At 39.4% G+C, this 17,498-nt stretch carries 17 protein-coding genes; all 17 read left to right on the top strand.

What is annotated here, in order from left to right:
* Window positions 1-16 precede the first annotated feature (16 nt).
* Window positions 17-1,162, top strand: coding sequence for an N-acetyl sugar amidotransferase (locus tag P2W84_RS15715; RefSeq protein ID WP_276091110.1), 1,146 nt, complete (start codon window positions 17-19; stop codon window positions 1,160-1,162).
* Window positions 1,159-1,770 carry an imidazole glycerol phosphate synthase subunit HisH gene (gene hisH, locus P2W84_RS15710; RefSeq protein WP_276091109.1) on the top strand — a complete coding sequence of 204 codons (612 nt, stop codon included), beginning with the start codon at window positions 1,159-1,161 and terminating at the stop codon, window positions 1,768-1,770. The genes P2W84_RS15715 and hisH overlap by 4 nt, the downstream gene beginning before the upstream one ends.
* Window positions 1,770-2,549, top strand: a complete 780-nt coding sequence (locus tag P2W84_RS15705) for a HisA/HisF-related TIM barrel protein (RefSeq protein WP_276091108.1) — start codon at window positions 1,770-1,772, stop codon at window positions 2,547-2,549. Before hisH ends, P2W84_RS15705 begins: the two co-directional genes overlap by 1 nt.
* Window positions 2,536-3,096 carry an acyltransferase gene (locus P2W84_RS15700; RefSeq protein WP_276091107.1) on the top strand — a complete coding sequence of 187 codons (561 nt, stop codon included), beginning with the start codon at window positions 2,536-2,538 and terminating at the stop codon, window positions 3,094-3,096. The genes P2W84_RS15705 and P2W84_RS15700 overlap by 14 nt, the downstream gene beginning before the upstream one ends.
* 223 nt (window positions 3,097-3,319) lie before the next feature.
* Window positions 3,320-4,720, top strand: a complete 1,401-nt coding sequence (locus P2W84_RS15695; protein WP_276091106.1) for a hypothetical protein — start codon at window positions 3,320-3,322, stop codon at window positions 4,718-4,720.
* Window positions 4,717-5,889, top strand: a complete 1,173-nt coding sequence (locus P2W84_RS15690; RefSeq protein WP_276091105.1) for a hypothetical protein — start codon at window positions 4,717-4,719, stop codon at window positions 5,887-5,889. The genes P2W84_RS15695 and P2W84_RS15690 overlap by 4 nt, the downstream gene beginning before the upstream one ends.
* A 2-nt stretch (window positions 5,890-5,891) precedes the next feature.
* Window positions 5,892-6,578 carry a CatB-related O-acetyltransferase gene (locus tag P2W84_RS15685; protein WP_276091104.1) on the top strand — a complete coding sequence of 229 codons (687 nt, stop codon included), beginning with the start codon at window positions 5,892-5,894 and terminating at the stop codon, window positions 6,576-6,578.
* Complete coding sequence (locus tag P2W84_RS15680) at window positions 6,569-7,147, top strand: acyltransferase (RefSeq protein WP_276091103.1); 579 nt, start codon at window positions 6,569-6,571, stop codon at window positions 7,145-7,147. The genes P2W84_RS15685 and P2W84_RS15680 overlap by 10 nt, the downstream gene beginning before the upstream one ends.
* The gene (locus tag P2W84_RS15675) at window positions 7,132-8,280 is read left to right on the top strand and encodes an NAD-dependent epimerase/dehydratase family protein (RefSeq protein ID WP_276091102.1); all 1,149 of its coding nucleotides are present in this window, start codon (window positions 7,132-7,134) and stop codon (window positions 8,278-8,280) included. The genes P2W84_RS15680 and P2W84_RS15675 overlap by 16 nt, the downstream gene beginning before the upstream one ends.
* Window positions 8,273-9,238, top strand: coding sequence for a glycosyltransferase (locus P2W84_RS15670; RefSeq protein ID WP_276091101.1), 966 nt, complete (start codon window positions 8,273-8,275; stop codon window positions 9,236-9,238). The genes P2W84_RS15675 and P2W84_RS15670 overlap by 8 nt, the downstream gene beginning before the upstream one ends.
* Before the next feature lies 1 nt (window position 9,239).
* On the top strand, window positions 9,240-10,124 hold the full coding sequence (locus P2W84_RS15665; protein WP_276091100.1) for a glycosyltransferase: 885 nt from the start codon (window positions 9,240-9,242) through the stop codon (window positions 10,122-10,124).
* 4 nt (window positions 10,125-10,128) lie between these two features.
* Window positions 10,129-11,319 (top strand): hypothetical protein, encoded by a 1,191-nt coding sequence (locus P2W84_RS15660; protein WP_276091099.1) that lies wholly within the window; start codon window positions 10,129-10,131, stop codon window positions 11,317-11,319.
* Between the two features lie 851 nt (window positions 11,320-12,170).
* Window positions 12,171-13,007 carry a glycosyltransferase family 2 protein gene (locus P2W84_RS15655; protein ID WP_346348966.1) on the top strand — a complete coding sequence of 279 codons (837 nt, stop codon included), beginning with the start codon at window positions 12,171-12,173 and terminating at the stop codon, window positions 13,005-13,007.
* Window positions 13,004-14,512 carry a lipid II flippase MurJ gene (locus tag P2W84_RS15650; RefSeq protein WP_276091098.1) on the top strand — a complete coding sequence of 503 codons (1,509 nt, stop codon included), beginning with the start codon at window positions 13,004-13,006 and terminating at the stop codon, window positions 14,510-14,512. The genes P2W84_RS15655 and P2W84_RS15650 overlap by 4 nt, the downstream gene beginning before the upstream one ends.
* Window positions 14,513-14,531: 19 nt before the next feature.
* On the top strand, window positions 14,532-15,386 hold the full coding sequence (locus P2W84_RS15645; protein WP_276091097.1) for a glycosyltransferase family 2 protein: 855 nt from the start codon (window positions 14,532-14,534) through the stop codon (window positions 15,384-15,386).
* Window positions 15,383-16,495: a UDP-N-acetylglucosamine 2-epimerase (non-hydrolyzing) gene (gene wecB / locus P2W84_RS15640; RefSeq protein ID WP_276091096.1), complete on the top strand. Its 1,113-nt coding sequence runs from the start codon at window positions 15,383-15,385 to the stop codon at window positions 16,493-16,495. The genes P2W84_RS15645 and wecB overlap by 4 nt, the downstream gene beginning before the upstream one ends.
* Complete coding sequence (locus P2W84_RS15635; RefSeq protein ID WP_276091095.1) at window positions 16,488-17,498, top strand: hypothetical protein; 1,011 nt, start codon at window positions 16,488-16,490, stop codon at window positions 17,496-17,498. Before wecB ends, P2W84_RS15635 begins: the two co-directional genes overlap by 8 nt.

The raw sequence follows: 17,498 nt of genomic DNA, 5'->3' as shown, positions 1-17,498 counted from the left end.
AAAGCTACAAGTAAATATGAAAGAGAATAAGATTTTTTGGTGTGCGAACTGCCTGAACATGTCAACCAGACCTCGGATTTCATTTGATGAACGTCAATGGTGTAATGCGTGTCAGTGGATGGAAGAAAAGAAACAAATGGACTGGACACCAAGACAAAAAGAGCTGGAAGAACTGCTCGCTAAACATAGATCTTCCAATGGCAGCTTTGATTGTATAGTACCTGTAAGCGGCGGTAAAGACGGTTCATATGTAGCCTACATGTTAAAGAACAAGTTTGGAATGAATCCCTTGGCTGTCACCGTACGTCCAGCACTTTCGTTACCTATAGGTGATGCGAACCTCTTTAACTTTATACAATCAGGGTTCAACCATATTCACATTTCTATAAATCCAAAAGTGCTTGATCGATTGAATAAATATGGATTTATTGAGAAGGGGTTTCCATACTATGGATGGCTAATTGCAATCCATACTGCAGTCATCCGTACAGCGGCTAATTTCAGAATTCCGCTATTGGTTTATGGAGAGGATGGAGAAATTGAGTATGGCGGATCTACACAAAGCAAGTATAATCCGCTTTATGGAATTGACTATATGCGTAGTATCTATCTGGAAGGTGGTCATGAAAAGGTCTTTGAAATGATAAAGAGTGATGGGGACATAGCTGATTCAGACCTGTACTTTTTCAATTTTCCTTCGGAGCAGGAAGTGTCTGAAGTAGGGTTGACCTTTACACACTGGTCATACTACGAATCATGGGACTCATACCGAAACTATGTCGTTGCAAAAGAGCATTGTGGCTTGTTGGAAAAAGATGAGGGGAATGTAGATACATTTACGAATTTTGCACAAAACGATCAGGCATTGTATGCGTTGCACGCTTACTTAATGTATCTTAAATTTGGGTTTGGTCGGGCAACGCAAGACGCAGGCATTGAAATACGAAGAGGTTCGATGACCAGAGATCAGGGGTTAAACCTTGTTAAAATGTATGACAATGCCTATCCGCACGAATTGATCGAGACATATCTTGAGTATTATAAGATGACAAAAGATGAGTTTGATAGCGTATTGGACAAATATGCGAATAAGGATCTTTTTGAAAAGGTGGATGGAATCTGGCAGCCAAAGTTCACGCCGGGAGATAGTTTTTCAATATGAATATAGTTGTCATTGACTATGGAATGGGTAATATTCGCTCCATCCAAAGTTCTCTTTTGTATTTGGGCGTTAAAAGCGTTATCGTTTCAAGTGACCGCAATGATATTCTGAAGGCTGACAAGATTATTCTTCCCGGCGTAGGTGCTTTTGGCGAAGCAGTTAGAGAGATTAAAAAGCGAAATTTAGAAAAGCATCTCGCAGAAGCAGTTTTGAAAGATGGCAAGCCAATTTTGGGTATATGCTTAGGAATGCAATTACTTGGACTTTCTAGTGAAGAGGGTGGATTTAACAAGGGACTGAATTTTGTAAACGGTGTCGTAACCAAATTGTATGGCGAAGGGATCAAAATCCCTCATGTCGGGTTTAATCAGATACAGGTAAATGAAAACTCTCGCCTATACAATGGTTTGAATAGTGAACCAGATTTTTATTTTACACATAGCTTTAAGATGACCTCAGAGGATGATATTGGTGCTTCTCATTGCGTATATGGAAGTCGTTTCGTCGCAAGTTTTGAAAATAATAACGTTGCGGGAGTTCAATTTCATCCAGAGCTCAGTCAAAATAATGGCTTAAGATTATTAAAAAACTTTATCGAGCGATTCTAATGCTTAGAAAACGGATCATTTTTACCTTAATCCATAGTGATGGTTATTTCATGCAAAGTCGGAACTTTCGGCTGCAAAAAGTTGGGAACCTTTTATGGCTGGAAAAAAATTACAAATTTCAGCACATTTCATTCTCGCTCGATGAACTCATTATTTTGGATGCAACACGTAACCAAAAGAATTTGTCTCAATTTGCGAGCATAGTAAGCGGAGTCGTAAATGATGTGTTCATTCCAGTCGCTGCTGGCGGAGGTATTCGATCATTGGCAGATGCTGATTTATTGTTTAAAAGCGGGGCTGATAAAATAGTATTGAACAGTCTGCAGTATGAAAATCCACTTATAGTCCGTGAACTTGTGGAAAAGTATGGTTCCCAAAGCATTATAGCCTCGGTAGATTATAAATCGACAGCCGAAGGACATTTGGTGTATGTTAATGACGGTTCCAAGAAGATAGAATATTCGCTCAAGGAATACCTAACGTACCTGGAAGATCTCGGAGTTGGCGAGATATACTTGAATAGTATTGATAAAGATGGAACAGGTTTCGGATATGACCTGGAAACCATCTTAAATGTGAAGGATTTGTTAAGCATCCCACTAATCATTGCAGGTGGGGCCGGCAACGAAAAACATCTTCTGGAGGGTTTGAAAACTGACGGAATAGCCGCAGTGGCAACAGCCAATCTTTTCAATTTTATAGGAGATGGATTACCTAATGCCAGAAATCACATTATCAGTTTAGGTGAAAATATAGCCAATTGGAATGCTAATAGTTGATATTATAAAGAAGTTTAGGTCGACTAAGAAATTAGATAGGATAGGTCCTGATATTCCTTTTGCACATTGGAAACTGTACTTTCAACATTCAATGTTGACTTTATGTAAAGGCAAATTCAAGAAATTTGCCGATAGTGCTCAGTTTAGACCGGGTGCGTATGCAGTATCATGTTCACAAATCGAAATAGGCAGCAGAGTAGTTGTAAGACCCGGAACAATGTTGTTTGGCGAAACAGCCGATAAAAATGAGACCTCAATTAAGATCGAGGACGACGTTATGATTGGATCCGGAGTGCATATTTACGTTAATAATCATCGCTTCGACCGATTGGATATACCTATAATTGATCAAGGCTATTATCTGGACAAGCCGGTCATCCTTAAAAAGGGTTGTTGGGTCGGCGCAAACGCTATTATTTTACCGGGAGTGACCATTGGAGAGAATTCAGTCGTTGGTGCAGGGGCTATTGTAACCAAGTCACTTCCCGCGCATGTCGTTGCAGTAGGTAATCCTGCAAAGATAATCAAGACCTTAAATAATGATTAGTACATATATAAGGCCTTTGAAAATCGAAGTAGACGTCAAGTTTTATGTTTTTTAACTTCAACTAATAAATTGGGCCTTGGAGATTTCCTACACAAAAAAATATATCAGAATCTATTTTTTCCAGGTACTATCCATATTGCTTGGTTTCGCATCACTATTTGTCGTCATTCCCTATCTGAGTGCTAACAAGTCAATCTATGGTATTTATTCGGTGTGTATTTCAATGACGGTATTTTTGTCTTATGCCGACTTGGGCTTTCTGGGTGCGGGGATGAAGTATGCTGCCGAATGTTTTTCAAAAGGTGACATGGAAGGTGAAATAAGGTTAGTTGGCTTCTCACACTTTATTCTGAGTATTTTTATAATTTTTTTTTCGGTATTTTTCTTGTTTCTGGCTGTTAACCCAAGTCTGCTAGTAAAGGATATCGGCGTCGGTTATCAGAAAGATGTTGCAACCAAACTACTTTTGATATTGGGAATATTTTCGCCGGCAATCGTGTTGCAAAGGATATTGCAAATGATATTTGGAATTAGGGTTCAAGATTATCTGCTACAACGAATTTTGATTATAGCCAATTTGATTAAGCTGGTATCAGTATTCTATTTTTTCGGATCTGGAAGATACGATATTGTCGGCTATTTTTTGTTTACACAGGTAATTAGTTTGATATCATACATTTATGGTTTTACGGTTGCAAAGCGAGTATTTGGATACAATTTTAAATTTCTGATCAAATGCTTTAAGTTTAGCCGCACGATTTTTAAGCGAACAAAGGGCTTGGCCGTCTCAGGCTTAGTAGTTACTGTTTCCTGGTTGGCTTATTACGAAAGCGACTCATTTGCAATCAGCAAACTATTGGGCGCTGACAAGGTAGCGGTTTACGCTATTGGCTTTAGCATATTAACTTTTTTCCGGACGTTACTCGGCGTCTTCTTTTCGCCATTTTCTTCAAGATTTAATCATTTTATTGGTGTTGGTAAGGTTCAAGAGTTGCAGTCCTTTTACCTTCATGTCATTAAAATTGCTATACCAGTGGTAGTTTTTCCAATAATAGCAGTTACCATCTTTGCGAGGCCAATTGTAGTTTCATGGGTAGGACCGGAATATGAGGAATCCATCGCGATCGTCCGATGGCTGGTTTTATGCAACTTGTTGGGATTTATAAGTTACCCTGCAGGCATTTTAATTGTGGCACATGAAAAATTGAAGCTTATTTACAATTTAAGTATCCTCACGCCTATAGTTTATTGGATAGGAGTGGTACTGACAATTCCTCTATTAGGAATTGAAGCTTTTGCGGTTTTTAAAATGATTGTATTCGTCATTACTGGATTTTTCTATTCAATATATAGTTTTAATTATCTGCAGATAAACCCGAGACATTTTATATTTAAAATTTTGGGACCTTATTTGCCCGCAGCTGTTGCACTTATCATTATTATGCTTAGTGTGAACGGATTGTTTGTTGACGGGAAAAATAGATTGAATCTTTTTCTTAATGCTGTCCTCTTATTATTCGGTTTAGGAACGGCCATGTTAATAAGTATTTTTACAGTGAAATCACTTAGGGATTACCTTCAAAGCATTGTGAAGTTGGTATTTAGTAAAGCTTTCAGCAGATGAAGTATAAAAAGCTCATTTATTTCAGGTACATGCCACTTACCCGCAAAGTTATAGAAGACTTCTATATGCAGGACGCTGAAAAACTGGGTGTAGAGGTTGAGTACTGGGACATAACCAGACTTTTTTTCAAGGAGGACTTTCAAATGGAAGATAATTCTGACCTTGTTAAAACGGTCAAGTTTGACGATTTAAATGAGTTTGAAGCAAGCGTAAAAGCGGAATCAGGCCATCCTGACGTTCTATTTCTCTCCATAATAACATTCGAAGCTAAGGTGCAATGTATATTCCAAATTCTTGGTAGATATAACGCTAAGACAGCAGTATTCGGCAGAAATATGTTTCCGCTTCCACAAGCAAAGAATCGATCTTTTCTATCTAGATTAGCCCGCCTAAATGCGAGAAAGGTATCAATTTTTGTAAAAAATAAATTTTTGATATTCAAAAAACGGCTTGGGTGGCAAAAGGGGTATGATATTATATTCATAGGGGGCGAGCAGGGTTGGCGGGGCATCGGGAATATCGGGTTTGAAGAAGTTAAAAAAGCTAGGTTGATAAAGGTCAATAGCGACGACTATGATAATTCTCTACTAAACCGGGATACTCCGCCTCTTTTAGATGGCGAATACATTTTGTTTCTTGACGAATACCTGCCTTTACACCCCGACACCAAACTCTTTCATATCAAGACGGTGAAGCCAGAGGATTACTACCCTCAACTTTGCCGATTCTTTAAAAGATTGGAGAACAGGTATGGTATGCCGGTTATCATTGCTGCTCATCCTAAGGCACTAAGGTATCATGAGGAGGATTTTTTTCAAGGCAGGAAAGTCATTTTTGGTAAGACGGCCATACTTTCCAAATATGCACAAGTTGTCCTTGCTCATGACAGCACGTCAATCAACTATCCTATATGTTTTGGGACACCACTGCATTTCATTTCCTCGGAGGCTATAAAGAAAAGTATTTATTCAGTTCATGAGAACTCGTCCCATTTTGCAAAATTCTTAAATTGCGGTTTTTCTGTCATAGATTATGACGAGCCTGATCTGGATTTTTTGAAAAAGATTGACGACCCGTCTTATAACAAATACAAGTACAGTTTTCAGACTTGGCCTGAGACTGAACAACGACAGACAAGAGATATATTCATAGACTTTTTGAAAGCTTAAATGTGAAGATTTTTTTAAAATTCATCTTTGTTTTATTACATGATTTGTCACGATATTTTCGGCGGAGGTTCAGTTATGTAAAGTTATCTTTGAGTAATGGCACGTCAAGATTCCATCACACCATCAAAGTAAATGAATGTAAGTTTGGTCGGTACGTTGTGATCTTCGAAAATGTTAGAATTCAAAACGCTTTTTTAAACGATTTTAGTTATGTACAGACGGGTTCACGTATATTTAATTGCTCTATTGGGAAGTTTTGTTCAATCGGACCATCTGTGTCTATAGGGCCTGGGGTACATGATATGAGTCTTGTGAGCACACATCCCAGCTTTGTCTCAGAATCAACACCACTTCCAAAGGTTTTTACGAAAGGAGAGCACGCTGCTCAGAGTACTCCCGTTGTGATCGGTAACGATGTTTGGATAGGTGAAAAGGCGATAATTCTGGATGGTATAAAAGTTGGAAATGGAGCTGTTATAGCCGCGGGCGCAGTCGTCGTGAGAGATGTAGAAGCCTATAGTGTGGTGGGCGGAGTGCCGGCAAAAGTTATAAAATACCGTTTTGACCCGGACACGATTCAGTTGTTTCAGAAAAGTAAGTGGTGGGATTTTCCAGACGAATGGTTCAGCAATAATCATGCGATGATGTTAGATAAAAATTTGTTTATAGAGTATTTAAAATGCTTGTAAAGAGAGGATTGAATTTTGTTTGCCGAAAGTTCTTTCATTTAGTCAACGGAAAGAAATTCGCCTTTTTGGCTCCAACGGCGAATGTTCAGCGGTTATTGCGGTTAGACGGAGCCGAAAATATACGTATTGAAAGCAATGTAGTGGTACAAAAGCAGACCTGGTTGGCAGCGGTTCCACTCACAGGTTCCAAATCATGTTTGCTGACGATAGGGAAGGGCAGTGTTATAGGTCATTTTAATCATATATATGCTACTAAGCAAATCGTCATAGGAGAAAATGTGCTCACTGCTGACAAGGTGTACATTGCGGATAATAGCCATAAGTATGAAGACGTCTCAGCCCCAATATTAGAGCAGGGAATAAAGCAATTAAATCCAGTTTACATCGGGGATGGTACCTGGATTGGCGAAAATGTGTGTGTTATTGGTGCAAGCATTGGTAAGAACTGCGTCATTGGTGCAAATTCTGTTGTAAACACAGATATTCCGGATTATTGCGTAGCTGTCGGTGCACCCGCAAGAGTAATCAAGAAATATAGCTTACAGACAAAAAAATGGGAAAAAAACTAAATAAAATTCTTATAACAGGCGGTGCAGGGTTTATCGGCTCTAACTTAGCAGTCAATTTGCAGAGTAAAGGTTATGAAATAACTATTCTTGATAACTTTTTACCACAAATACATGGCAACAATAAGAGTTTACCACCTGAGCTGGCGAATGTAAATCTTATTAACGGGGACGTTACTGACAGAGATGTTTTTTATAATGCATTACGGAGTCAGGATGCGGTAATTCATTATGCGGCAGAAACGGGTACAGGGCAGTCGATGTACAGCATTTCTCACTATACAAACGTCAATATACAGGCTACTTCAATTCTGTGTGATTATATAGTTAATGAAGACCATGAACTAAAGACCGTTATTGTTGCATCTTCAAGATCTATTTATGGCGAAGGGAAATACTATTCGCCCGAATACGGAAATGTCTACCCTCAAGCCCGATCTCATGAATCCATGGAGAATAATGGCTTCGAACCATGTTGTCCAATATCAGGTAGGTACGATTTGGAACTCTTGGCAACGGATGAAGATTCTAGAATACACCCGTCTTCGTTTTATGGTATTACAAAGCAAGTTCAGGAACAAATGGTGATTCTGGCTTGTAAGCTCAGAAAGATAAGCGGTTTCGCGCTTAGATATCAAAATGTATACGGCCCGGGACAATCCCTTAAAAACCCCTATACAGGTATACTTTCAATATTTTCGAGGCTCGCATTAGAGCAGAAGGAGATAAATGTTTTCGAAGATGGTTTGGAAAGCCGGGATTTTGTGTATATAGACGACGTCATTGACGCCACAACTAAATGTTTGGAAAAAGAAGAGGCAGGGCAATATGTTTTGAACGTTGGTTCCGGGGTTCCGGTCTCAGTTAAGACGGTAGCAAATGAAATAGTATCTTATCTTAAGAGTTCGTCAATAATCCGGATATCTGGCGCTTTTCGTGAAGGTGATATTAGGCATAACTTTGCGGATTTATCTTTAGTCGAAAAGACGATCGGCTTTGTCCCCAAATGGCAATTTAGAGATGGATTGCATAGGTTTTTAGACTGGGTTTTAGCACAAAAGGATATACCCGCTTCGACAGAAGATTATGATAAATCTCTTATCGAATTGAAGGAAAGAGGACTACTTAATGAATAGCTACACTAAACCTTTAATTTCGGTTGTTTTTACCAGCTACAACCATATCAAGTATTTGAGGCAAGCTATCGAAAGCATAATTCAACAGGATTATGAGAACTTGGAAGTTATCGTTGTTGATGATTGTTCTAACGACGGTAGTCAGGAAGTATTGAGGGAATATGAATCATATTCGAATGTGACATTAAAATTGAACGATGTAAACTCTGGCAGTTATGTCAACGCAAGCAATTACGGGGCTACTTTCGCAAAAGGGGATTACATCCTCTTCGCACAATGTGATGACTACGCAAAACCTGACCAATTAAGTAAACTCATTGTCCCATTCTTGACAAATCCCAGCGTAGGGGTAGTTTATTCTAGGAGTAACTTGGTAGACGAGAACGGCATACATATTTCCGACGATTATGAAGTGAGAGAGAAAAAGTTCAGGTCGATGTGTAAGAACGATTGCTTGATCAATAAGGATGACATGTTGGAGTTCCTCTCATTTTCATGCGTTGTTCCGAATCTAAGTGCAGCGTTGATTAGGCAAGATGTATTCAAACGTGCCGGCGGACTTTCAAAAGACTATCTTGTGGCAGCTGATTGGGCTCTATGGCTCGAAATATCTGAGAATTATAATTTTTATTATTTATCAGAAAGCTTAAACTACTTCAGGCAACACGCTACTACAATTAGGAGCAGTGTAAAAATCAAAGTGCATTTGATTGAAATATACACGATATTTTATAATCATATCGCTAAATACAATCTGACGGGCAACAAGCGCAGATGGTTGAGGGAGGGTGCAGGTGCAATATGTTTTTGGTATTTTTATACCGATAAAAAGCAATGGTTGTTAGCTTTCCGAGATATTTATAACTATGTTATCAAAAAGGATAAGTCGGTGGTTTGGTTTTTTATAATGGGAAGCATTAAACAGTTAAAAGAAGCACTAATAAGGAAAATTGGCTAAAATGCAATCCGATCCGTCTCCAGTTCTTTTTTCCATTATCATTCCCACTTTTAACAGGGCGGAGAAATTAGTCCGTTGTCTTAATTCACTAGTCGAACAGACATTTAAAAATTTTGAAGTTATTGTTTGCGATGATGGGTCAACAGATGAGACATCATCAGTCATCGATGCATTCAATGGAAAGCTACACCTGAAATATCTCTGCAGTGAAAACTTCGGCGGGCCCGCGCGACCGAGAAATAATGGCATTACTGCATCTAAAGGCGAGTACATTGCATTTTTAGATTCTGACGATTGGTGGTATTCCCAAAAGCTTGAACGGATGTTAGGATATATCGGGCATTACGATTTGATCTACCATGACCTGGACAAATATGGGCCATCAGGACGATTAAAAGGTGTCATTAATGGACGGCAAATCAACCATTTTAAGGAGATCTTAGTTTCAGGAAATGGGATACCAAACTCGAGCGTTGTGATTTCGAGGGCTTTAATTCAGCAAGTAGGACCAATTTCTGAAGATGTGAATCTTATTGCAGTCGAAGACACCGATTACTGGATTCGTGTATTAAAGGTTTCAAATAAATTGCTTTACGTCCCACAGAGCTTAGGCGCGTATTGGATTGATGGAAACATATCAATATCAGAAAAGCAGATATCGCGGCAAATTTATCTGATGGACAAATACAAATCAGACCTTTCTGAATCAGAATTATTTATAGCAACATCAAACCTCAAGTATCGGGAGGCAAGAATATACCATAGAATCAAAATGTATGATCAGGCGGTCGAGTCCTACAAGCAGGCGCTATCATTGCCATCAGTACGTTGGAAGTTTAAAGCATTTGTCGGATTTTTAGGAAGTAGTTTACGAATTAAATTCTAGTGGTATGATCCGGCGAGCATATTCATCTATTTTGTTATTCTATCTTGCCTTGCATTTTATCTTTCCATTGATATATTATTTCAATTTCGGATTTGTAAATCTATATTCTGAACAAGAGTTTAATGGTTCTGTATTACGAGGAGTAGCACTGAATTTTATAGCGATTATTGGGACGATCATTGTGATACAGTTCATCCCTGAGCCGAAAGGAAAAATTGCACCCAGATACAATTATTCGCTATCATTTTTATCAATTTCAATTCTCATACTTATCGCGGGTCGTATATTGTCGGGTGGTTTTGAAGGTGCATTATCGGGGTCTCTGCATGGAAGCATCGTCTCCTATCTTGCACTATTTTTTGACAGCTCAACCGCCTTATTACTCTTCTTGTTTTATAAGAAAAATGTAAGGCTTGGGGTTGTTGTACTAATTTTATACGTTGGTTTCATGACGTATTTAGGTAGCAGGTCTGCAATTATCACAGTAATCCTGGCGGCTCTTATGCTGCCCGTCTTTGCAAATGAACAAAAGATGAGAAACCAGCTTTGGGGTTTGATTGCAGTCTTAACTGTTGTTTCTCCGGTACTATTTTACATCGGAACTTCGATGAGAGGCGATGTCGATAAAGAGCTGCTCGGTAAAATTATAATTGGAAGGATATCAATGGTTGAATTGTCTGCTATTCCGATAGAAGGAAAAACAACTGGTTATATGGACTTTAAGTTATACAATGCGAAATATGGACTTGTGAACCAAATCAAACAATGTATAAACGAGGTATCTCCAATAGACCCCTTTGAACATGATATCAACCCAAACCAATACTACAGAGCAATTTTTAAAGGTGCCAACGAGGAAACGGCAGTCGATCAATATTTCTCTATTAACTTGACTTTTCCCACTTATCTATATTTGGAAACGAACTTCGTCGTCGCCTGTCTCCTATCAATTCTGGCCCTTTCAGCTATCTATTATTTTGCGGTCAGATATCGGCATAATGTGATCATATTGCTTTTGGTTCTAATGCAAACCTATCATTTGCTTTATTATTTCGACTGGGTGATGATTACGCAAGGAGTGTTTAGGACCGTATTAACCGTTTTTACAATTAAATACTTTGATATCTTTATGGCCTCACTGGCAGATGCCTTCAGACTTATCGTTAGAAATAAAGCCACAAATGAAACGCTGTGATTATGACCTCTGTTTAATCGCTACCCATGTAAATCAGCTGAGCATTGGTAACTTAATTGAATCAATATTGGTAAATAACAATGACTTAAGAATTTATTTTATTATTATTTCTCAGAATTCACCACTTAAGTTTGAAGGCGCTAACAATTTAGTAGATATTCAGACTGTCGTAGTTGCGAACTGTTCACTTTCCAGGGCAAGGAACATAGGCTTATCACTTTTGAGGGAATCACAAAAAGTAGTCGGGCATATTATGTTTCCTGATGATGACACTTCGTTCGATTCTAATTTCTTTAAAAAGTTCAAGTCAGTTGTTGAGCATGATAAGAGCTATATTATGCCTATTTTCCAGCAGGGCTCGCTTGACAATCTTTATATGGGTTTTATTTACCGGGAAGGGCATATCGTTCCACAAAAAATGAAATCTTTGATCGGGTCACCTAATCAAATAATTTGCTATTTGAACAATAAGCAATTGATATACTTTAATGAAGATTTAGGTGTAGGTGCGAAATTTGGTAGTTGTGAGGACTTAGATCTTTTCCTAAGGCTTAACAGAAATGGTAGCCATTATTATTACACCTCAATTATTTATAATTTTCATCCTGCAAAGGTTCATACCTTTAACAATTTAACCTTTAGTCGCTTGATATCCAGATTTAAGAATTACAGTGCTGGGTTCTGTTTTATCATATTCAAGTACAAATTTTACTCCGCTATCCCTGAATTCTTAATCAGGCCGCTCGGAGCCTCACTTATTTATCTTATCAGATTTCGATTTACATTCTTTTTTGCATATCTCTATCAGTTTATAATCAGGATATGGTTATTACTTAATTTTAGTTTTCAACGTGACCAGTTCAGTTAAAGCCAAGTTATCTGTTTCCATTGTGTTGTACCACAATGATTTATCTATCTTGAAAACGATAGAATGTGTATTGAAGTGCAATCTTGTTTGGACATTATATTTAATTGACAATTCTGCTTCGGACGATTTACGAAGGATTGTAGGAGACAGTCGGATAAAATATATCTTTAATAAAAACAATATTGGCTATGGTTCGGCTCATAATATAGGAATTAAAAGGTCAAGTGAAGCAGGATGTGCATATCATCTGATAATGAACCCCGATATCACCTTTGCGCCTGGAACACTTGAAGGAATTTACAGCTTTATGGAACAAAATCGCGACGTTGGCTCATTAATGCCCAAAGTCGTATATCCAGATGGCGAATTGCAAAGGTTATGTAAACTACTGCCTTCACCGATTGATCTTTTTGGCCGACGATTTCTCCCAAATAACGCTTCGCTGAAAAAGCGTAACAGCAAATATGAACTGCATGCTTTCAGTTATAACGATATTCTCAATACCCCTTGCCTTTCAGGTTGCTTTATGTTTACACGGGTTGATGCCCTTAAGAAAAGTGGCGTTTTTGATGAACGATATTTTATGTATCTTGAAGACTACGATTTAAACCGCCGGATTCACAGGCATGCAAAGACAATTTTTTACCCTTATGCGCAAATTGTCCATGGTCATGCGAAGGAATCGTATAAAAACGGAGCTTTACTAAGGATCCATATGATGTCGGCGATAAAATACTTTAATAAATGGGGCTGGTTTTTTGATAAAGAAAGGGAGAGGCTGAACAGAGAAGTTTTGAATGTTATAAAGCATCATCATTGAGGAAAAGCGCAACTTTAATTTTCATCTTAAGAGTCATCAGGTTAGTAGTCGCTGTTGTCAACCTGTCTTTAGCGGCACGCTATTTCGGCGTAAATTTCGAAAGAGATGTTTGGTTGCTTGCACTAACCTGTGTCATCGTCATTGATACTGTCCTCTGGGGAGCAATCAATGATACATTCAGAGCTAAGTTTATTTTTTTAAAATCGGAGGAAGGCGAGGCGGCTGCTACAGAGCGGGCAAATAGTTTGCTGTTATTTACTCATTTAGTCAGCATAGCACTGGTCATTGCGGTAGTTCTATTCCCTAAAATAATTGCTCAGGTTATTGCTCCAGCTTATAAGGACGCCCAACTTACAAGCCTGGTGTTAATGATCCGGATAGTCGCACCGAGTTTCCTGCTCACACAGATCGTAAAGCTTCTCGCCAGTATACTCAATGCTTACGGCTCTTTTATTATACCCGAAGTACTTGGGTTCTTCACCCAGCTTTTTACGTTAGTGATCGTTGTACTTTTTGCTGACGCAATTGGCATCTACACTCTTGCAATATCCTATTATGTTGGCCTGATTCTCCTGTTGATTTTACTCCTTTATCAGCTAAAAAGGCGGGGAGTAAAGTTGCACCTCAAATTGTCCAGTGTCCGGCTTCAGAACTTTAGGCCATTTCTGCTGTTCTCTTTCCCTTTTTTCTTTATTTATTTAAGCTCTCAGCTGAATATTGTAATTGAAAGGGGACTGGCAAGTTCCGTTGCAGTTGGCTCAGTATCTGTCCTTGACTATTCGAGGAAATTTTCTGACATCCCTCTTGAAGTACTTGTCGGGATCATTACCTCGTTACTCATTCCAGTGCTCACCCGCAGTTATAGTAAACATGACCATCGATTGTTCATTGAGGAGTTTAGAAAGATCTATCAGTTTGGTTTATTGGTGTTAATTTTTATTGCCGGGATGTTCACTGCTTGTCCTGAGGCTATAGTGCGGTTACTTTATCAAAAAGGAGAAATGTCACAATCTATTTTGCAGGATATCTCACGGCTTACTATGTACTATAGTTGGTCCGCTGTTGCAGTGTTTATGTATCAAATTTTTGGATCAGCCTTAATTTCGGCGCAGAATGGTCTCCGGTTTGCATTCCTCGGGACGTTTGCTCAATTGATAATGATCGTGATAAATCTCGGTCTATATGACAGATTCAGCTTCTATTTGTTCCCGTTCAGTTTATTTATTTCTCATGCTCTGGTTGCATTGATAATGGCACTCCAGTTTCCTGTTCCGGCAAGACGCCTTTTGCCCATCTCAGTTAGTTATATTTCCGTTATGATCATCTCATGTGCGATTGCCTGGTCACTCAATTACTTTTTGTTCACTGGGTTTCATATCGTCTTACGCATTGTACTTACGGCTTTAGTGCTCGTATTGGTCACCGGTGGAGCAATTTTTTCTTTTAAGCTGGAGGAACGTACGGTGATCCTCAATTTGCTCAAAAGAGCCCTTCCTGAAAAATAATCTGTACTTTTACCAGGGCATGGATGTATCTGTTATCATAGTCAATTACAATACAGTTGATCTTACCATTCAATGTGTTGAGTCTGTTTATAGATACACCCATGGCAACACCATTGAGGTCATTGTGGTTGATAATGGACCGTATGACGAAAGCCTGAAAAGGCATCTTCAATCATTTCCAACCATAAAATACTTATTTAATAAAGTAAATAGTGGTTTTGGTTGTGCAAACAATATTGGTATAAAGATTTCTAAAGGCAAATATATTTTTTTGTTAAACTCAGATACCTTCCTCATCAGTGATGCCATATCTTCTTTTTATCAGTTTATGGAATTGCATAATAATGCCGATGTAGCCTGTTGCGGGGCCTCGTTAATAGATATTAATGGAAATCCCCAAATATCTTATGGGAACTTTCCGTCACTGTTGGAGGCCATTTCATCTCTCGGCTTCAAATATCTTTATCCGTCATATTTTGCTAAAGCACTGAGCAGTGGACTTAAAGTTTCATCAGCAACGCCCCATAGGGTTGATTACGTCTCTGGAGCCGATATGTTCGTAAGAAGGTCGGCACTTGATCAGACAGGCCCGTTTGATGAAGATTTTTTTCTTTATTTTGAAGAGACCGAGTTGTCATTCAGGTTTCGAAAGTTCGGGTATAAATCTATAATTCTGCCAGAGATAAAAATAGTTCACATAGAAGGCGCCTCGAGTACTGCAGACGCAGGCAGCAAACGAAGTTTATACAATTCCAGCCGCGCTATATACTTCAAAAAATGTCACGGACAGTTTGTCTCGAAAATATCTTGGTTTATCTATAAGCTTCAGGATTGCTTGTATTATTTTTATGCTAAAGCCGTAAGGTTCAGATGAAGAAAGTATTGATTGTATTTGGAACCAGGCCTGAAGCCATAAAGATGGCACCCGTCGTTCATGGCTTTCGGGATCAACCGGATTTTTTTGATATCCGGATATGTGTAACAGCGCAGCACCGCGAGATGCTCGACCAGGTACTTGATTTTTTTAACGTTCATCCCGATTATGATCTAAATCTCATGAAGCCGGGTCAGAACCTTAATCAACTTACAGCGGCCGTGATTCTTGCAATGGAACCCGTCCTTAAGGATTTCAGGCCAGACTTACTTTTTGTCCATGGCGATACAACAACATCTGCAATTTGTGCGCTTGCTGGTTATTATGCCGGAGTAACGGTATGCCATGTTGAGGCTGGTTTGCGTACCCGAGACATTTATTCGCCGTTTCCGGAAGAGCTCAACAGGCAGCTTACAGCGAGGATAGCTTCCTTGCATTTTGCGCCAACTGCACATGCAAGAGATAACCTACTTTCCGAGGGCGTTTGCCGGGACCATATTTATATCACAGGTAATACCATTATAGACGCATTACACTATGCAACCGGTAAGATTGAATCACAGGCTTTTCCCGAAATCCGGCATATAAAGTCATACGTTGATACCGAAGTACCCGTAATTCTGGTTACATGCCATCGCAGAGAGAATTTTGGCGCCGGTCTCGACGCCATATGCTCAGCCTTAAAGCGCGTTGCTGAAAATTATGATGTCAAACTGATCTATCCCGTGCATCCAAATCCTAACGTTAATGGCATAGTGCGGGAAAGACTCAGCGGAACCGAAAATATTTATCTTCTTGATCCGATAAATTATCCAGCTTTTGTCTGGTTAATGAAAATCTGCAAGTTTATCATCACCGATAGCGGCGGCATTCAGGAAGAAGCGAATGCCCTTGGGAAGCAGGTTTTGTTATTGCGGTCAAATACGGAACGTCCGGAAGTTCTCGGAGCAGGAGGCGTTCAAATCGTTGGAGCCGATGAAGATGCCATTGTCAAATCCGCAGAAGATTTATTGAGAAAGCCACTTAAGACTTCGTCCGACGCATCCCCATATGGCATGGGCCGGGCAGCCGCTGATATTGTTTCTATTACGCGCGGGAAATATGTTTAAGTTGTATCTCAAAAGAAGATCCGTTAATCCTGCCACCGAGCATTATATATCTTTAATCGAAAGGGCCGTGGCCGGCTCCGGATTCAAGTCCAGCCGTGTCAATAGCCTTAACGAAATAGGCAAGGGAGACATCATTATTACAGTAGAAGCTAAAGATTGCTTTTTTGCGGGTCTCAGATATCCGCATAACATAAAGATCAATTGGTTTCAGGGAATCACCCCTGAAGAAGCCTTCTTGGTGTACCGCAATCCGCTGAGAAAGTGGCTCTGGCGGATTTTTGAGAGCTTAACGCTTCGTCATGCAGATTTTAATCTGTTTGTTTCGCAAGCAATGTTACAACATTATCGACATGTATATGGTTATGCCAGGAGTAACTATTTAATAATGCCTTGTTATAATCAGCAAATTCGGGAGAAGTCATTCTTCACGACCGGAAAATACCGGCAGCCAAGTTTTATTTATGTCGGTACGCTTAGTGCCTGGCAACAGATAGACCTGGTATTGTCTGTTTTTGCAATTGTTGAAAAGCAAAACCATAAAGCCACACTCCGTATTCTGACACACGAAACGGCACAAGCACACGAAAAAGTAAAGGCCTATGGAATAACAAATGTTGTCATAGAATCTGTTCCGTTGAACATGCTTGCCAATCAGCTGGCTATTGCTAAATATGGCTTCCTCCTGCGAGCTGACCACTCCGTAAATCGTGTTGCTACACCAACAAAAATGAACTCCTACCTCGCACATGGCGTCATCCCGATCTATTCAGACGTCATCGACGACTTCAAAACCAACCTGAACATTTCTCCATTCGCCCTTCCAGTCCATGCAGGGGCGACTGCAACCGAAATTGCAAAAGAAATCCATAACTTTGAAAATCAGCTTAGCCCAGACGCGGGTGTAGTTTTGGAGCAATACAGTGAGGCATTTAAACGATACTATAACGATGAATACTACATTAACAGGCTTGCAGCGGCTTTAAAGGGCATCGTTGCATTCTGA

The organism is Pedobacter sp. JY14-1 (assembly GCF_029269825.1).
GTDB lineage: Bacteria > Bacteroidota > Bacteroidia > Sphingobacteriales > Sphingobacteriaceae > Pedobacter.
This window is presented reverse-complemented; position numbering and strand designations above follow the sequence as displayed.